Origin of the sequence: Actinotignum sanguinis, from assembly GCF_030230305.1 — a bacterium.
Classification (GTDB): domain Bacteria; phylum Actinomycetota; class Actinomycetes; order Actinomycetales; family Actinomycetaceae; genus Actinotignum; species Actinotignum sanguinis.
This window is the reverse complement of the sequence record NZ_JASPCQ010000003.1, coordinates 110,473-128,106: the sequence shown is the minus strand read 5'-3', so window position 1 is coordinate 128,106 and position 17,634 is coordinate 110,473. Positions and strand designations below refer to the sequence as shown.

The 17,634-nt window shown below is 62.1% G+C and carries 10 protein-coding genes; all 10 read left to right on the top strand.

The window, feature by feature from the left end; translation table 11 throughout:
- The first annotated feature begins 63 nt into the window (after positions 1–63).
- Positions 64–402, top strand: a complete 339-nt coding sequence (locus QP828_RS02835) for a hypothetical protein (protein WP_126134993.1) — start codon at positions 64–66, stop codon at positions 400–402.
- Entirely contained in the window at positions 399–2,333 is a 1,935-nt protein-coding gene (locus QP828_RS02830) for an alpha/beta hydrolase (protein WP_274735063.1), read from the top strand. Before QP828_RS02835 ends, QP828_RS02830 begins: the two co-directional genes overlap by 4 nt.
- 266 nt (positions 2,334–2,599) lie before the next feature.
- Positions 2,600–5,809, top strand: a complete 3,210-nt coding sequence (gene ileS, locus QP828_RS02825; protein ID WP_126135014.1) for an isoleucine--tRNA ligase — start codon at positions 2,600–2,602, stop codon at positions 5,807–5,809.
- Between the two features lie 127 nt (positions 5,810–5,936).
- The gene (brnQ, locus tag QP828_RS02820; RefSeq protein ID WP_126134995.1) at positions 5,937–7,310 is read left to right on the top strand and encodes a branched-chain amino acid transport system II carrier protein; all 1,374 of its coding nucleotides are present in this window, start codon (positions 5,937–5,939) and stop codon (positions 7,308–7,310) included.
- A 150-nt stretch (positions 7,311–7,460) separates the two neighbouring features.
- Entirely contained in the window at positions 7,461–8,429 is a 969-nt protein-coding gene (gene uriH, locus QP828_RS02815) for a uridine-preferring nucleoside hydrolase UriH (RefSeq protein ID WP_274734012.1), read from the top strand.
- A gap of 96 nt (positions 8,430–8,525) precedes the next feature.
- The gene (gene uriT, locus QP828_RS02810) at positions 8,526–9,965 is read left to right on the top strand and encodes a uridine transporter UriT (RefSeq protein WP_274734014.1); all 1,440 of its coding nucleotides are present in this window, start codon (positions 8,526–8,528) and stop codon (positions 9,963–9,965) included.
- 125 nt (positions 9,966–10,090) lie between these two features.
- The gene (locus QP828_RS02805) at positions 10,091–11,629 is read left to right on the top strand and encodes a bifunctional folylpolyglutamate synthase/dihydrofolate synthase (RefSeq protein ID WP_284891212.1); all 1,539 of its coding nucleotides are present in this window, start codon (positions 10,091–10,093) and stop codon (positions 11,627–11,629) included.
- A gap of 95 nt (positions 11,630–11,724) precedes the next feature.
- A complete protein-coding gene (locus tag QP828_RS02800; RefSeq protein ID WP_274734018.1) occupies positions 11,725–13,284 on the top strand; it encodes an aspartate:alanine exchanger family transporter in 1,560 nt (519 codons plus the stop codon).
- 116 nt (positions 13,285–13,400) lie between these two features.
- Positions 13,401–16,955 carry a chromosome segregation protein SMC gene (gene smc, locus QP828_RS02795; protein ID WP_274734019.1) on the top strand — a complete coding sequence of 1,185 codons (3,555 nt, stop codon included), beginning with the start codon at positions 13,401–13,403 and terminating at the stop codon, positions 16,953–16,955.
- A gap of 87 nt (positions 16,956–17,042) precedes the next feature.
- Entirely contained in the window at positions 17,043–17,618 is a 576-nt protein-coding gene (locus QP828_RS02790; RefSeq protein ID WP_274734020.1) for a hypothetical protein, read from the top strand.
- The last annotated feature ends 16 nt before the right edge of the window (positions 17,619–17,634 follow it).

Here is a 17,634-nt window from a genome sequence, read left to right as displayed (position 1 = left end):
AACTCGAGCGCTCAGCAAGCGGTGCCAGCGCAAAGATAACGGAAACAACACGGGGAGGCAGCGGTGGACGGGGTTCTCATCACGGAATCTGTCACAGCGGAACTGCGCGCGGCGCTCGCGGATGTGAGCGCCGCACTGGCTCCGGTACAGGTCGATAACGTGCCGGGAGCAGTGAGTGCGGCCTTGGGCGGCACCCCACCGCCGGCAACCGTGAGCGCAGGATGCACCGCGGTCAACAGGAGCACCTGTAGCATCGCGGCCCGAGCTGATGAGCTTGCCGATTCGCTCGCCCTAGCTTGGCGTATCTATCAGGAGGCAGATGGCGAGGCCGCAGCGGATTTTACTGGTGTCAAGGGCGTAGAAAACGTTGCGGCTACGGATATTGCGGGGGTGAAACAATGAGATACCTAGCGGTGTCGTGGGCTCAGCTGCGCCGCTGGAACGGTGCCTTACTCACGGCGGTGCTCAGCGAAGTAGCCTCCGCGCGCCGGCGCTGCGAAGAAGCCAGCTGGCAACTACGGCAGCTAGCCACACGCTCCCTTGCAGGCACGTGGGAAGGCTACGGGGCGCGCGCCTTCCTCTCCGATGTGCGGGCCCTGGCAGCACGTGCCGCCGCGCACACCGACCGTATTGACCACCTGATCCAGGCTTTGGGGGAAGCTCAGCATAAAATCACCCGTACCCAAACAGCCGTGAGTGAAGCGCTCTCCCGCGCCAACGCTGCCGGCATGGAAATCACGCCCGGCGGTGAGGTGATTGACCCGCTCGCTGGCGCGGATACCACCGGGGTAGCGGAGTGGGAACGCCGTCAGATAGCGATCCAGATTAGGACGGAGGTAGAGGTAGCCCACAGGTCGGCCGATAATACACTCAGCTATCTAGATAAGGTTTTCACCCAGCTGGCCGCCGGGCAGATCGCCCCGGAGGCTCGCACCAACCACTATCGTTCGGTAGGGCGGGTACCGGTCGGGAAAAGCGCGGCGTATGTGCACGCGTGGTGGGCATCCCTGGGCGATGCCGAGCGTTCCTACATGCTTGTTCACTATCCGCAGGATCTCGGTAATCTTGACGGAATACCCTACGCGGTGCGGGATCGCGCCAATATTGCCGTGGCCCGCCAGGATGAAGAAAGGGCCCGCGCCTATTACGACCCTATTCTTACCGAATTATCCGCAGAAATCGCCAGCGCCCAGGCAGATCTCGAGGGCAACTTAGGGAAAAGCGATAGGGAACTTCGCACCGCCCAGCTCGGTGCGGCTCAGTTGCGCCATGCCACTATCACCGCCAACCTGGCGGCTTACGCCACGATCCGCACCCAGCGCGGCCTGGATCGCAACTGGCGTGAGCACCTCTCCCCGTCTCCGGCTCGCTCCGGTTCGCATCACGATGCGATGCGGCACTCATCGTCGTCCCCGGCACGGCCATCTTCGGGGCGCGCAGGCCCGGCGCGCTCCTCCTCGCGGGTGGGCCCCGCGCAGCCCCGTCAGCTTCTCGTTTATCGCGGGCCGAACCGGGCCCGCACCGGAACCGGCGCGGAATTGCGAACTATCCAGGTGGCCCTTGCCCAAGGCGATGTCGATACAGCCCCGTCCGTCACCATTGAAGTGGGTGGAATGACCACCAATGTGGTCACATCCCTCGACTCCCATATGGGGGCGGCAGGCCGCCTAGCTGCTCTGCAGCAGGAAATTGTCACCGCCCGCGGCGAAACAGGGAGTCCCGCGGTGGTGACCTGGTTTGATTACGCCGCCCCGCAAAGCGCGTTGGACTCCTCTCTCTACACCCCGGCGCGCGCCCGGGAAGGCGGAGCTAACCTTGCGCGTTTCGCGGAGGGTATCGCCCAGGTTCGGGGCGGGGATCGCCCGCGTATTAACCTGCTGGGGCACTCCTACGGTTCGGTGACGGCTTCAGCGGCTGCGGAGCGGGCTAGGCCCGGCGTCGTCGACACCCTTGTGGTATACGGAACACCCGGGGTAGTGGCCGAAGGTTGGGATATGAATACCGGGCCGCACGGAGCTGGAAACGCCGCCTCCAATCACGTCCTCTCCAATAAAAAAGACATTATTAACGTGGTCAATGCCGTGGGCGGGGGAGCGGTTTCGGGTGGACATACCGATGCGCTAGGTTTCAATCCGCGCCGGGATCCAGATTTCACCGCGCATCATTTCGCGGGGCGCGGGGGTCTCTTCTCCCAGCATTCGCAGTACTTGGAAAACGTAGACTCCCCGCAGATGCGCGAACTGGCTCGCATCACTACAGAGCCCGGTGCGCTACCGGCTGAAGCTGCGCCGTCGCCCCGATCTGTACCGGTGCGCCCGCCATCCGGAAGCTAGATGCGCCCCGCGCGAGGAAGGGCTACAATGAGCGGCGTTGGCTTTGACCCGGCAATCACCGGCGAGCTCTCGGAAGAACAGCCGCGCGGCCCGCGCCGTGGAGCCCAGTAGAACCGAGCGGGTGGATCCGTTAGCGTCCTAATGAAGCGGTTACCCGCTGCACCACGCGTGTGGCGAGTAGCAAATGAGGTGGTACCGCGGTACCGGATAACCGGCGTCGTCCTCATTCCGACTAGGTTTGAGACACGAGGAGACACCGCGTGGATATGTATCCGCTTCATCGCGAGGGCGGCGTGCCCGCCTCCCCAAACTTCCCGAAGATGGAAGAAGGCACCCTCGCTTTCTGGAAGAAAGACAATACGTTCCAGTCCTCCGTTGCGCAGCGTGAATCCGGCCCGCACGGCTCCAATGAATTCGTTTTCTACGACGGCCCGCCGTTCGCTAACGGCCTACCCCATTACGGTCACCTTCTCACCGGCTACGTCAAGGACGTGGTGGGGCGTTACCAGACTATGCGCGGGCGCCGGGTTGAGCGCCGCTTTGGTTGGGACACCCACGGGCTGCCGGCCGAATTGGAAGCCCAGCGTATCCTCGGGATCGATTCCACCGATGAGATTGAAGAAATGGGCATCGCCACCTTCAACGAGGCCTGCCGCTCCTCGGTGCTGCGTTACACCAAGGAATGGGAAGAATACGTAACCCGCCAGGCGCGCTGGGTTGATTTCTCCCATGATTACAAGACCCTGGACACCACCTATATGGAATCGGTGCTGTGGGCCTTCAAGACCCTGTACGACAAGGGCCTTGCCTACGATGGCTACCGGGTGCTGCCCTACTGCTGGAATGACGAAACTCCGCTATCCAATCACGAATTGAAGATGGATGACGATGTCTACAAGGACCGGCAGGACCTCAGCTTGACCGTCGGGTTGCGCCTAGAAACGGGTGAACTTGCCCTTATTTGGACGACGACGCCCTGGACGCTTCCCTCCAATCTGGCCATTGCCGTGGGCCCGGACATTGAGTACCTCACCGTGGTTCCGCGCGAAGGCAAGCTGGAAGGCGAGCGGGTGATTATCTCTGCCGCGCGCTTGGAATCCTATGCGAAGGAACTGGGGGACGACCCGGAAGTTGTGGAACGGTTCCCCGGTTCGCAGCTGGTGGGTCGCGCTTACGCCCCGATTTTCGATTACTTCATGAACCGGGCGGCCGACGAGGCACCCGGCCCGCATGCCTATCACGTGATCGCCGGGAGCTTCGTGACCACCGAAGACGGTACCGGGCTCGTCCATATCGCCCCCGCTTTCGGTGAGGACGATATGTTCGCCTGCCAGGAAGTGGGCATCCGCCCCGTGGTCCCGGTGGACGGCGCCGGCCGTTTCACCGCCGAGGTGCCCGATTACGAAGGTACCCAGGTCTTTGATGCCAATCTGCCCATCACCCGCGATCTGCGTGAGGGAACCGGGCCGCTGGCGCGCCGTCCGGAAAACGAGCGCGCCGTGCTTGTCCAGGAGCGCTCCTACCTGCACTCCTACCCGCATTGCTGGCGGTGCCGTAAACCGCTCATCTACAAGGCGGTCTCCTCGTGGTTCGTGCGAGTAAGTGCCTTCCGGGATCGGATGGTGGAGCTTAACGAGCAGATCGAATGGACCCCGGCGCATATCAAGCACGGCCAGTTCGGTAACTGGTTGGCCGGAGCGCGCGATTGGTCCATTTCCCGCAACCGCTTCTGGGGCAGCCCCATCCCGGTATGGCGTTCTGATGATCCGAACTATCCGCGTGAAGACGTTTATGGTTCCCTGGAAGAACTCGAGCGTGATTTCGGGCGACTGCCCCGCAATGAGAAAGGAGAGGTGGATCTCCACCGTCCTTATATCGACCAGCTGACCCGTCCCAACCCGGATGATCCGACAGGGAAGTCCACCATGCGGCGTATCACCGACGTGTTGGACTGCTGGTTTGAATCCGGCTCCATGCCCTACGCCCAGGTTCACTATCCCTTCGAAAATAAGGATTGGTTCGAGGACCACTACCCGGGGGATTTCATCGTCGAATACATCGGGCAAACCCGCGGCTGGTTCTACACTCTCCACGTGCTCGCCACCGCGCTCTTTGACCGCCCGGCCTTCCGCACCTGTATCTCCCACGGCATTGTGCTGGGGGATGACGGCCAGAAGATGTCGAAATCGCTGCGTAACTACCCGGATGTCTACGAGATGTTCGACGAGGTCGGGGCCGATGCGATGCGTTTCTTCCTCATGAATTCGCCCATCGTGCGCGGCGGGAACCTCATCGTGACCGAACGTGCGCTGCGCGACACCGTGCGCCAGGTGCTGTTGCCGCTGTGGAATGCTTACTATTTCTTCGCGCTTTATGCCTCGACCTGCTCGAAGGGGGAGGGCTACCGGGCCCAGCGGGTGAGCGACCCCTCCGGTCTTGATGTTATGGATCGCTACCTGCTGGCCAGCATTAAAGAGCTGGCCGATAAGGTGCGCACCGACCTGGATACGTACGATATTCCGGCCGCCTGCGACCGGGTGCGCGGTTTCCTCGATGTGCTGACTAACTGGTATGTGCGTACCTCCCGGGATCGCTTCTGGAATGAGGACCACGCCGCCTTCGATACGCTCTACACGGCGCTCGAAGTGCTCATGCGGGTGATGGCACCCCTCGCACCTCTCGTGACAGAAGAGATCTGGAAGGGCCTGACCGGTGGGCGCTCCGTCCACTTGGAAGACTGGCCTGAACTGCCTGATTCCTGGGCGGATGATGCGCTGCGCGAAGCGATGGACGAGGCACGCGCCGTCGTCTCCGCCGCGCACTCCCTGCGTAAAACCCACCAGTTGCGGGTGCGGCAACCGCTGCGTAGCCTCACCATTGTCACCGACCGTGATCTGGCACCTTTCGCGGACCTCATCGCTCTGGAAGTCAATGTCAAGAACGTTGAACTCAAGGACGTGGCGCAATCGGGGATGAAGGTCAGCCGTGATCTCAAGGTCCTCCCGCGCGAGCTGGATCCTCAGCTGCGCAAGATGACCTCCGCGCTTTTCCAGGCCGCCAAGGCCGGGAACTGGAGCGAGGACGGTGCGGAAGCGGTGCTCCATACCGATCCGGAGGTGCGCCTGGCGCCCGGACAGTTCGAGATCACCGTATCGGTGGAAGCCGATCCGGGCTCGGTCGCCGCGGCGCTCGATTCCGGTTCTTTCATTGCCCTGGATACCGAGGTGGATGAAGAACTGGAGGCCGAAGGTTACGCCCGCGACGTCGTGCGCGCCGTGCAGGATGAACGCAAGAACGCGCAGCTGCACGTGGCCGACCGGATCGCCCTCAAGCTCACGGTTCCCGCCGAGCGAGTGGATGCGGTTAGCCGCTACCTGCCTTTCATCCAGGAGGAAACCCTCGCGGTGCAGGCGCAGGTGACGGCGGGTGCAGAAGGCGCACCGCTCGGCATCGAGGTGACGAAAGTCGCGCGCTAACGGGAGGCGCGCTCTGTAACGGCGCGCCGTGATCCTCTAGAGTAGGGGCCTTGCACGGGCCGCGGTAGACCACCATGGTGTCTGCCGCGGCCCCGCAGGCTTCTCACAATTCACACGAAGGTCAGGGATGAAAAACTCGCGCGTCCTCACGCTCGCTGTTACCGGTTTGGCGCTCTTTGCCATGTTCTTCGGGGCGGGGAACCTTATTTTCCCGGTGATGCTCGGTATTCAAGCCGGAACGAATACGCCGCTGGCTATCGCTGGTTTTATTGGCACCGGGGTGATTCTCCCCGCCATCGGCCTCATCGCCGCCACGTCCAGCCGCGACGGCACCCCGCAAGATATTGCGACCCGTATCGGCCGTATCCCCGGTCATGCGCTGCTGTGGGCGATTTTTATTACCACCGGAGTTTTGTATGCGGTGCCGCGGGTGGCCGCGGTGAGTTTCGAGGTTGCGGTCCGCCCCGTGATGCACGACGACGCCGCAGCCCGCCCCGCCCTCCTCGTTTTCTCCGCCGTGTTCTTCGTGGTGGCCGTACTCGTGGCCCTCAATCCGGGCAAGATGGTGGATCGGGTGGGAGGCATCCTCACCCCAGCCCTCGTCATCCTCATGGCGATTCTCATTACGGTGGTGGTACTCCATCTGCCGCCCCAGGTTGCCCTTCCGCAGGCGCCGTATGCTCCGAATGCGCTCACCGGCGGCCTGCTGAGCGGGTATATGACCATGGACGCGCTGGCAGCCTTCGTCTTCGGGCTCGTCATCGTGTCTTCGCTGCGGTCTAAGGGCTTTACGTCTCGCGGGGCACTCTTCGGGGGAGCTGCGGGCGTGGCCCTCATCGCCGCGTTGATCCTCGCCGCGATCTACCTGGGGCTCTCCCAGATAGGGGTGCGGGTGGCGACCGAGGGTTTCGCTAACGGTGCGGATGCATTGGCTGCTGTTTCCGAGCGTTTCTTCGGGCGGAGCGGTCAGCTTATCTTCGGTGCCATCACGATTCTTGCGTGTTTGACGACGGCGATTGGCCTGCTGGGCGCGGCAACCCAGTTCTACCGCAGTTATCTTCCGGGGCTGGCGTACCGTCCCCTCCTCATCGGGCAGGGCATGTTTGCTTTCGCCATGTCCACCTTGGGACTGGAAGGAATCCTCAATTTCATTAACCCGATCAATCGCTTTATTTATCCCATCGCGATTGTTCTTATCTTTGTGACGCTTGTCGATCTGGCGGTGCCCGGACGCCTGCACTGGTCCTACCGCGCCTCCGCCTGGATTGCGGCACCTTTCGCGCTTCTGGACGGGCTGGTTGTGACCGAATGGGATATTTTCTCCCCCGTTGCGGAGTTTTTGGCGCTCTTCCCGCTGGGCGCAGAAGGACTGGCCTGGGCCGGGCCGGCGTTGCTCGGTTTTGTTCTCGGGCTAGCGGTGGACGGCATCCAGGGGCGATTGTTTCCGCCGGCTCTGGTGCGGGCGGGGGCCGATGTGCCGGCCGCGGCGCCAGTCTCCTGAAGCCACGGCGCAAGTATCCTGAGGCCACGGCGCCAGGCTCGTACATGTTTGCGGGGTGTTGGTGAACGCTCGCGGTGAGATTATTGTTTCTATGTTTTAATGAAACCACGTAGAACTCCGCGGGAGTTCCCCAAGGATGTGGAGAAAAACATGGCAACACAGCACACCCCGGAAAAAATCATTTTGGATTGCGATCCCGGTCATGACGACGCCGTTGCGATGCTGCTGGCGTGGGCGAATCCGCAGATTGATCTGCTTGCCGTCACCACGGTGGGTGGCAACCAGACTCTGAAGAAAGTTACGAATAATGCCCTCGCCGTGGGCACCGTCATGAAAATGACCGGCGTGCCTTTCGCGGCCGGATGTGATCGTCCGCTGGTACGCCCGGTGGAAGTCGCCCCCGATATTCACGGAGATACCGGCCTGGATGGCACCGAACTACCGGCCCCGGCTATTGAGCTTGATTCCCGGCACGCCGTCGACCTCATTATCGACACGGTGATGGCGCACGAACCGGGCACCGTCACCCTTGTTCCCACCGGCCCGCTCACCAATATCGCGCTGGCGGTGCGCAAGGAACCGCGCCTGGCCGAGCGTGTCAAGCAGGTGGTCCTCATGGGCGGGGGCTACCACGTCGGCAATTGGTCCGCCGTCGCCGAATTCAATATCAAGATCGACCCCGAAGCCGCGCATATTGTTTTCAACGAGCCGTGGAAGGTGGTTATGGTGGGGCTGGATCTCACCCACCAGGCGCTCTGCACCCCGGAAGCCTACGCGAAGATTGATGCGGTGGGCACCCAGCCGGCCCGTTTCGTCCACGAACTCATGGACTTCTTCCGTGCCTCCTACCAGGATGCTCAGGGCTTCGACTACCCGCCGGTACACGATCCGTGCGCGGTGGCTTACCTTATCGACCCCACCATCGTGGAAACGGTGCAGGTCCCCATTGATGTGGAACTCACCGGCACCCTCACCGTGGGGATGACGGTGGCCGATTTCCGCGGACCTATTCCCGAAGATTGCCACACCTGGGCTGCGACCCGGCTCGATCACGGGCGCTTCTGGGATCTCATCGCTGATGCGCTCGAGCGTGTAGGCGAACACCACTACCTGGGCTAAATACAAGGGCTAGGCCCTTTCCAACCCAACCTTTGTGAACGGAGGACGGCGCTGCCACGGTGCGGCGTCGTCCTCCCCGGTGAGAAAGAAAAAACTATGGCATCTTCCGTTCCCACGCGTGGCGGCCGGGCACAAACCGGCTCGCGCACGAATATTATCGTGCTGATGGCCGCGCTGCTGTGCGCGGTCTTCGCTTTCCAGCTCAACGCGTCCATGCTCTCCCCAGCACTGCACACCATGAGCGTGGAACTCAATGCGACCGAAGTTGAAATTGGCGTGACTCAAACAGCCTTCTTCGCTTCCGCCGCCCTCTTTTCCCTCTTCCTGCCCCGCTGGGGTGATCTGATCGGGCGCAAGAAGATTTTGCTGGGCATGCTGCTGGCTACCGGGATTGGATGCGTGGTGTCCGCGCTCGCACCCAATGTCACCATCCTCGGTATCGGGCGCGTGATTCAGGGGACTGCCGGGCCGATGGTGCCTCTCACCCTCGTGATGCTGCACCAGGAAGTACCCGAGCCGCGCCGTTATGCCAAGTACATGGCGATTCTTACCTCCGTCAACGGCGGTATCGCCGGGGTGGACGCCCTGCTGGGCGGCTGGATTGCCGGTAACTGGGGCTTCCGCTACGTGTTTGTGTGCATGGCAGTTGTGTGCGCCGTCGCCTTTGTGGCTTCAATTTTCGGAACTCGCGAATCCCAGGGCGACCGCACCCCAATGGACTGGCCCGGGGTTGTCACGCTGCTCATCGTTTTCGGCTGCGTCTACTTCGCTTTCAACGAGCTGGGTAAGCTCGGGGAGGCCCGCTGGTGGCTCATCGGTGTGGAACTTCTGGTGGCGGCCGTGTCCGCGGTGATCTTCTGGAAGATCGAATCTTCGCGGGCCCACCCGCTGGTGGCCACTCGCTACCTCAAGCAACGGCGTACCTGGGCGCTCCTATCTACCACTCTCTTCACCATGACCGGGGTGTTCGCGGTCATGAACGGTCTTATCCCGAATCTGGCGCAGCTGGAAGCCAGCGCCGGTGGTCTGGAAATCCCGGCCGAAACGGTTTCCTTCGTGACGCTCACGCCCTACGCTATTGCCGGCCTCATTATGGGCCCGATTGCCGGGCAGCTCGCTTCGCGTTTCGGCTACAAGAAGGTGCTCCAGGCGGGGCTGCTCTCCACGGTTATTTTCCTTGGTATCGCGGTGTTCGGTGTGGGGGCACCCTCGAAGTCGCTCATCTTCTTCCTGTGCGTGGCCATTGGTATTACCTACGCCGGTACCGTCAATATCATGCTCAACGGCTTGGGCATTGTGCTCTCTCCGGCTGATAACCAGGGCTACCTCCCAGGTATGAATGCCGGCGCCTTCAATCTGGGCGCTGGGCTTTCCTTCGCGATCCTCACCGCGGTGGCCACCGCGGTGGGCGGCACTGAAAACGTGGTGGGAGGTTACCAGGCCGGAATTGCGGTGGGCGCGGTCCTTGTGATTATCGCGCTCCTGCTCTCCACCCTCATCCCGTCAGTGGAGAACGCTGAGGAATCCGCCGCCTAGACACATCCGTACATCATGGTTTGTGCAGACCGATAGGTGTGCGGGAACGGGGCCCACGGGGCTGGCAGCGCCAGTCGCACCGTGGGCCCCGTAGTATATGCTGGTGTGCCGTGAAAGGGGCAGGTATGGGCACGAATAACACTAGCTACGACGGTGCGGACTACGACAGCGAAGAGGCGCGGGAGGCCGAACTTGATGCGGCACTTTCCGAGGTCCTCAATTCTGGAATTTTTGGGGACGAAGCGGTGCTCCGAGATATCAAAGAGTCACCTGATCCCACCATCGAACTTGCGGATATCACCGCAGAAGAAGCTCAAGTGGAGGAGATCTACCGGGATATCCTCACCCGTGCTCCCGAACACAAGGTGCAACCCTCTCTTGAACGCGTCCAGATGTGCTTGGATTTGCTCGGTAACCCGCACCATTCCTACCGATGCGTGCATGTGACGGGTACCAATGGGAAAACCTCGACGGCACGCATGATCGAAGCGCTGCTACGTGAGCACGGCCTGCGTACCGGGCGTTTCACCTCCCCGCACCTGGTGTCGGTGCGTGAACGCATCGCCATCGACGGGCATAATATTTCCCGCGCCGATTTCATTCAGGCATGGGAAGACGTAGCGCCCTTCGTTGAACTGGTGGACCAGCGCTCCCAGGCCGAGGGAGGGCCGCGCATGAGCTTCTTCGAAGTATTTGTGGTCATGGCATACGTAGCTTTCGCCGCCGCACCTATCGATGTGGCAGTGGTCGAAGTAGGTATGGGGGGACGGTGGGATGCCACCAATGTGATCGACGGCGACGTCGCTGTTCTCACCCCCATCGCTCTCGACCACGAACGTTGGCTCGGGCACACCATCGCACAGATTGCAGGTGAAAAAGTCGGGATTATTAAACCCGGGGCCAGCGTGGTGAGCGCTGCCCAACCCGAGGAAGCCGGTGCGGCTATCGCTCAGGCAGCCCACCGGGCCCGTGCCCACGTATCTGTCTACGGGAAAGATATACAGGTCCTCGGGCGGGAGACTGCGGTGGGCGGTCAGCTCATGACCGTGCGCACCCCGGCGGCTCGCTACGACGATATTCCCCTCGCACTGCGCGGCTCATATCAGGCAGAGAACGCGGCGCTGGCGCTCACGGCGGTTGAAGCATTCTTTGGCGGGCGCGCGCTTTCAGGTGACGTCGTCGAACATGCCCTTATGGCCGTTACTTCGCCCGGACGTCTCGAAGTGGTGCGCACCTCTCCCACCGTCCTCGTAGACGCAGCTCATAACCCCCACGGCGCCGCACATACCGCGAGCGCGCTGGAAGAATATTATCCCGGCCGGCGGGTTGGGGTGCTCGCCATGATGGCAGATAAGGATGTGGAAGGGACCCTAGGGCAGTTCGAGCCGGTGCTGGATGCCGTTGTGATCACCGATATGCCCGGGGAACGGGCTATGGACGCCGAGGATCTGGCGCGCCTGGCCTGGGAGGTCTTCGGTGAGGATCGGGTGCGGGTGGAACGCGATCTGCTCGCCGCAATCGACGAGGCTGCTGGATGGGCTGAGGCTGAGGCCGGTGAAGAACTCGCCACGCCGGTGGTGGCGGTCGTTGGGTCGGTTTATCTGGCAGGAATGGCGCGCCAAATCATGGGTAAAGGTACTCCTGACGAAGCGCCTACCGAGTAGGACGGGGCGGGCACGGTGCACCAAAGTGCGGGCACGGTACACCGACTTGGTAGAGTAGACAACGTTCTACCAGTCTTCAACTCCGAGGTGGCACTGTGCTCGATATCCTTGCCAGCAATACCGTTCTCGTTGTTTTCATCGTGGTGGCGCTCGGCGCCGCCTTCGGGGCGATTCCTTTCGGTCCCCTGAAATTCGGGGCAGCGGGGGCGCTTTTCATCGGTTTGCTTGTCGGTGCGGTGGTTCCACCTTCCACGTCGCTTCTTGTGCTCTTGCAAGATTTGGGTCTGGGTATTTTCGTTTATATGATCGGCTTGGAAGCCGGGGAAACATTCTTCCAAGAGATCCGCAAACAGCTGGGCCTTATGCTTGCCTCCGTTATTGCGATTACGGCCGGTTCGGCAGCCGCGGTGGGACTGGGGGAGCTTCTCGGTTTATTGCGCGGCACTGCCGTGGGTGTTTTCGCAGGTTCGCTCACTTCGACGCCTTCGCTTGCTCTCGCCCAGGAAATGACCGATCCGGATAACCCTGCGGTGGGCTATTCCATTGGTTACCCGGTCGGGGTCACGCTCGCCATTGTCATGGTCGCTATTTTTATTAACCGGGAATGGAAGGCCCGTAACGACCAGCTTGATCCGGATGATGTGGAACTGGAACAGGCAACCGTGTACGTGGATCGGGAGATCTCCGCGCAGCAGATGCGGGATATCGCGGGTCAGCAGGTGCGGTTCGTAGCAATGCGGCGCAATCGGCGCTGGCACATCCTCGATATGGAACGTGCCCTGGAGCCGGGGGATCGGGTTCGCATTTTCGCCTCCCGGGCAGCGCTTTCTGAAGCCATCGAACGCCTGGGGAGCCGCATGCGCCATCGGCGGCTGACTGATCCGTATCTGACGGTGCACCGTTTTACGGTATCCAATCGGGATATTGCCGGACTTACGGTGGGGACCCTCCCGCTCTATCGCCGTTTCGAAGCCCGAGTGACGGTTATCCGCCGTGCCGACGACGAGATCCTCGCCACCCCGGATACCTACCTGGAAATGGGCGACGTGGTAGAAGTCGCCCTACCTACCTCGCGGGTGGAGGAACTTGAGGAATACTTCGGTGACTCCGTCTCCAGCTCTTCCGAATTGGACTGGGTGGCAGCGGCCGGCGGCCTTGCCCTCGGTTTTGCCCTCGGACTGGTAGAAATCCCGCTGCCGGGTGGCGCGGCTTTTTCTCTGGGTGCGGCCGGTGGACCGCTTGTGGTGGGGCTGATCCTCGGAGCGGTGCATCGCACCGGTCGGGTACCCTGGCAGCTGCCGCGCCCCGCGAATCTCACCTTGCGCCAGTTTGGCCTCATGCTCTTCCTCGCGGCGGTGGGCCTCAACTCCGGTTCTGCTTTTGCCTCCACCGTCTTCACAATGGTGGGCCTGAAATCGCTGCTCTTGGCCGCAGCAGTGAGTATCGTTGGGTGCGGAGTCATGATGGCGGCCGCGTGGGCGCTTGGTTCCTCGGCCACCCGTTCTGCGGGTGCGGTGGCAGGACTGCTCGGGCAGCCGGCCGTGCTTTCCTACGCTACCTCACGTACCACCGATAACCGGGTGATGACCGGTTATGCTACGACCTTCGCGATTGCACTTATCTACAAGATCGTCGTCGTTCCTTTCATGTTCTAGCGGCACCGTACCGGTGCGATGCACATTGACGGCGTGCCACCGCGAGGTGGGTGCCAGTAGCAGCTGGTGCCCCGTCGTAGCACCACCGGTGGCGCCGTCTGGCATAATCTGTAATCGTGCACTTAAAAACCTTGACCATGCGAGGATTCAAATCCTTTGCCACCGCCACAACAGTGCGCTTTGAACCCGGAATTAACGCGGTGGTAGGCCCCAATGGATCAGGTAAATCCAATGTGGTGGATGCCCTCGCCTGGGTGATGGGGGAACAGGGTGCGAAAACCTTACGTGGCGGCTCTATGGCGGATGTTATTTTCGCCGGTACCTCGCGCCGTCCCGCGCTCGGACGCGCGGAAGTCTCCCTTACTATCGATAATTCTGACGGCGTGCTCCCCATTGAGTATTCCGAAGTGACCATCACCCGCACCCTCTTCCGTGCCGGCGGCTCCGAATACGCCATTAATGGCACTCCGGCACGACTCCTCGATGTCCAAGAACTGCTTTCGGACACCGGGATGGGGCGGGAAATGCATGTCATTATCGGGCAGGGCCGCCTCGATGAGGTTCTCACCTCCAGTCCTGAAGAGCGCCGCAATATCGTGGAAGAAGCCGCCGGGGTGCTCAAGCACCGCCGGCGCAAAGAAAAAACTCTGCGCAAACTTGAAGCGATGAAGGGGTCGTTTACGCGGGTGGAAGATCTCACCGCGGAGCTGCGCCGCCAGCTCGGGCCGCTTGCCAAACAGGCGGAGGCCGCCCGGCGTGCCCAGGTTATTCAGGCAACCGAACGCGACGCGCGGGCCCGCCTCCTTGCCGATGATCTTGCCCAAGCGCAGGCGCGGCTCGAAGCCGGAACCGCTGAAGATAACCGCACCGCCCAGCTGCGCGAAGAAAACCAAGCGGCCCTCACGCAGGCCCGCGCCGCCCTCGCCGCGGCAGAGGAACACCATGCGCGCCTGAACCCGCAGCTTTCCGCACTGCGTGACAGCTCCGAGCGTCTCGCCTCCCTCGAAGAACGATTCCGCGCCATGGACGAATTGGCACGCGAACGGGAACGCACCCTGAGCACCATGCCTGCACGGGGCGGCCAAGATGACCCGGAGGAGCTCCGGGCGCGCGCCGTACGGGCCCGGGCCGAAGAAGAAGAACTGGAAGGGCGCGTCCGCGACGCTCAGGATGCTTTGCGCGCCGTCCTCACCCAGCGGGAGGAAAGTGAAACTGCGGAAGCCGCGGCCGAGCGCGCCTATAACGAGGCGAGCCGGGTGCGGGCCGACGCGCGAGAGAACGCTGCGCGCCGTGCCGGGAAGGTCTCCGCCATACGATCCCGCCTTGAGGCGCTCACGGCTGAAGTTGAACGTGTAGACAAGGACGTGGCGGCCGCGCGCCAGCGCGTGCAGACCACCAGCGTGCAGGTCACGGATATCGAAGAAGAGCTTGTCGCCACCTCCGCAGGGGACGATACCCTCGCTACCGCACATGAAGAACATACCCGGTCTCATCTGGCGGCTCGCGCTGCCGTGGAAGAGGCTCGCGCGAACGAGGCACGTGCTCGCGAGGAAATGGCGCGCGTACAGGCCATTGTTGATACCCTTGCGCTTTCTTTGGAGCCGGAAGATGCGACCGCGTGGGCTATCGGGCACGGTGCGGCATTGTTGCGTGACCACCTCCATGTGGAACGCGGTTGGGAAAGCGCGGCGGAAAATGCGTTGGCGGGAACCGCCGCTGGTGCGGTGGTAGACGACCTCGACAGCGCCGTGGATATTTTGCGCGGTGCCGCGCAGGCGCAAGCCGGGCGTCTCACGCTCAGCATTACGGAAGGGAAGAACGACGACGCTGTAACTGCCGCGCGCGAAGCTGAGCTGAGCACCGCCTTTGAGACGGTGCGCCCGGATAAGGATGCCGCCGTGCATGCATTAGCGGTGGTGAGGTGGTCCGGGACGGGCAGTGACCTGGCTGGCCTTCTCAAGCAACTTCTAGCTGGCACCGCACTTACCGTTGATCTTGTTACAGCCCGCCTGCTTGTGGCTGCCGGGGCGCCCCGTGCGGTAACAATGAGCGGGGACGTTATCACGGCGTGCACCGCTACCGGGGGAGAGGCTACCGCTGCTGCCACTCTCGCCCGCCAAGCTGCCTACCAGGACGCTTCTGAGCAGCTCGATGCCGCCGCCACCGCCGCTGATGAAGCAGCCGTGGCGCTGCGGAAAGCTGAGAGCGCCGAGGAAGACGCTCGGGCTCGCGCCGAGGCTTCCGGGAGCGAACTGACGGCGCGAGACTCTAATCTGGCTGCCGCAACTGCCCAATTAGGAGCTTTACGCCAAGCTCTTTCTACGGCGCGTGCCGATGAAGAACGCGCCGTCGCTCGTGCCGCCTCCTTGCGGGAAGATATAGCCGCCCGGCAGGCAGAGCTGGAAAGCTTCACGCAGCCCGAAGAGAGTACTGCTGATATTCCCGATGATGGTGAACTTGCCCGTCTCTCCCAGCAGCGTGATTCCGCGCATGAAGCTGCCGTGGCCGCCCGTAAACAAGAAACGGAGGCCCGGTTGGCGCTGCGCACCGCCGAAGAACGTTTCCGAGCCTTGAGCGGGCGAGCTGATGCTCTGGATAACCGGGCTCGATTGGCCCGCGAACGCCTTGAACGGGAAGAACGCGCTCGCCAGGCCCGAGCCGAATATGCGGTGCTAGCAGGGCAGGTAGCGGCCGCGGCGGTGCGAGCCCTAACCCACGTGCGCAGCCTACGTGCCGAGGTGGCCGAGCAGCGTCGTCGGGTAGAAGAAGAACAACACGGTGCCGAGGGGCAGCTCACGCACCTACGTGAACACGTCGAACAGCTGCGTGCCCGTGAACGCGAGCTAGCAGATTCCACCCATGCCCGGGAACTGGCGACCGCCCGCGCCCGCATGGAATACGAACAGCTGGCCACTCGTGCCCTTGAGGACCTGGGTGTGGACAGCGCTACCCTCGTGGAAGAATTCGGGCCGCTCACCTCGGTGCCCACCGACAACGGTGCGGTGCCCTACGTGCGGGCCGAACAGGAACGGCGCCTAGCTACGGCGCAGCGAGCCCTCGCTCGGCTGGGCACCATTAACCCGCTCGCCCTGGAGGAACACGCCGCGCTAGAAGAACGCCAAAGGTACCTGGCGCAGCAGCTTGATGACCTGAAGAAGACCCGCGCCGATCTTCTCGATATTGTGGCGGAGCTTGATGAGCGAGTCACCCTCGTCATGAAAGCCGCGCTCAGCGATATTAGTGCTCGTTTCGAGCAGGTCTTTGCTCGCCTTTTCCCGGGTGGGGAAGGGCGACTTATCATCACCGACCCGGAGAATGTGCTGACCACCGGGGTGGAAATCGAAGCCCGCCCACCGGGTAAGCGCGTCAAGCGGCTGTCCCTGCTGTCGGGAGGGGAGCGTTCGCTCACCGCCATTGCCTTCCTCGTGGCAATCTTTATGGCGCTCCCTTCCCCGTTCTACGTTATGGACGAAGTGGAAGCAGCCCTCGATGATGTCAATCTGGGGCGCCTTCTCGAGATTTTCCGGGAATTGCAGCGCTCCTCTCAGCTCCTCGTGATCACCCACCAAAAACGAACAATGGAAATCGCCGATGCGCTGTACGGGGTAGCGATGCGCGAGGATGGGGTTTCCACCGTGGTATCCCAGCGCATGTCTGAACTGCGCGAATAGCGAGACTTACGTTGCAGTTCGGTAACAATTGCGCCAGCGGGCGGGTCGGAGGTAGCCGGCCGCTCCAAAAATTCTCATAATAAGACCGTGCCCCTTATCATCGTTGTTATCGCCATCATTATTGCTGCCGCAGCGCTGGTGTATGCCCTGTCATTCGCGCGGAATTCCGGGAAAAGCACCGGTGCATCCGTCGCGGAATCATTTGACGCGTGGCGCTCTGATGAACTGGATATGGACACTTATGACATCGTCCACCATGATACGGCGGTGGATGATATGTTCGAAGCTTTCGCGCACGAATCCGAAGCCTATATAACCTCCGAAACCCTCGATGAGCACTTTGATCGAGCTCGGGAAACGGAGCGTGAACTCTCGGAAACGGTGCGCCGCAATAGTGAAAAACTGCGGGCGCGTATTCCTGCGCCGCCGCTGCGCCGTCGTGCTGAGAACGTTGCAGAAGATACTCGCGCGGGGGCGAACGCTGCGGATGCTTCCACGGGTGTACCGGAAGAAATCCATGTGGCGAATTTCGCCGGGGATCCGGATGAGACGCTGGTAGCGGACGTGATCACTGACGGTGCTGGCGGCCAGAGCGGCACCGTTGATATTGCGGAAAGCTTCGAGGCTGAAGACGCTGAAACCCGCGAACGGCGCAGCGCCTAACAGGTTGCCGGCTGGA

Bases quoted from the DNA above. Each gene is read 5' to 3' on its own strand.
- QP828_RS02830 (WP_274735063.1), top strand. From the start codon at position 399: ATGAGATACCTAGCGGTGTCGTGGGCTCAGCTGCGCCGCTGGAACGGT.
- ileS (WP_126135014.1), top strand. From the start codon at position 2,600: ATGTATCCGCTTCATCGCGAGGGCGGCGTGCCCGCCTCCCCAAACTTC.
- brnQ (WP_126134995.1), top strand. From the start codon at position 5,937: ATGAAAAACTCGCGCGTCCTCACGCTCGCTGTTACCGGTTTGGCGCTC.
- uriH (WP_274734012.1), top strand. From the start codon at position 7,461: ATGGCAACACAGCACACCCCGGAAAAAATCATTTTGGATTGCGATCCC.
- uriT (WP_274734014.1), top strand. From the start codon at position 8,526: ATGGCATCTTCCGTTCCCACGCGTGGCGGCCGGGCACAAACCGGCTCG.
- QP828_RS02805 (WP_284891212.1), top strand. From the start codon at position 10,091: ATGGGCACGAATAACACTAGCTACGACGGTGCGGACTACGACAGCGAA.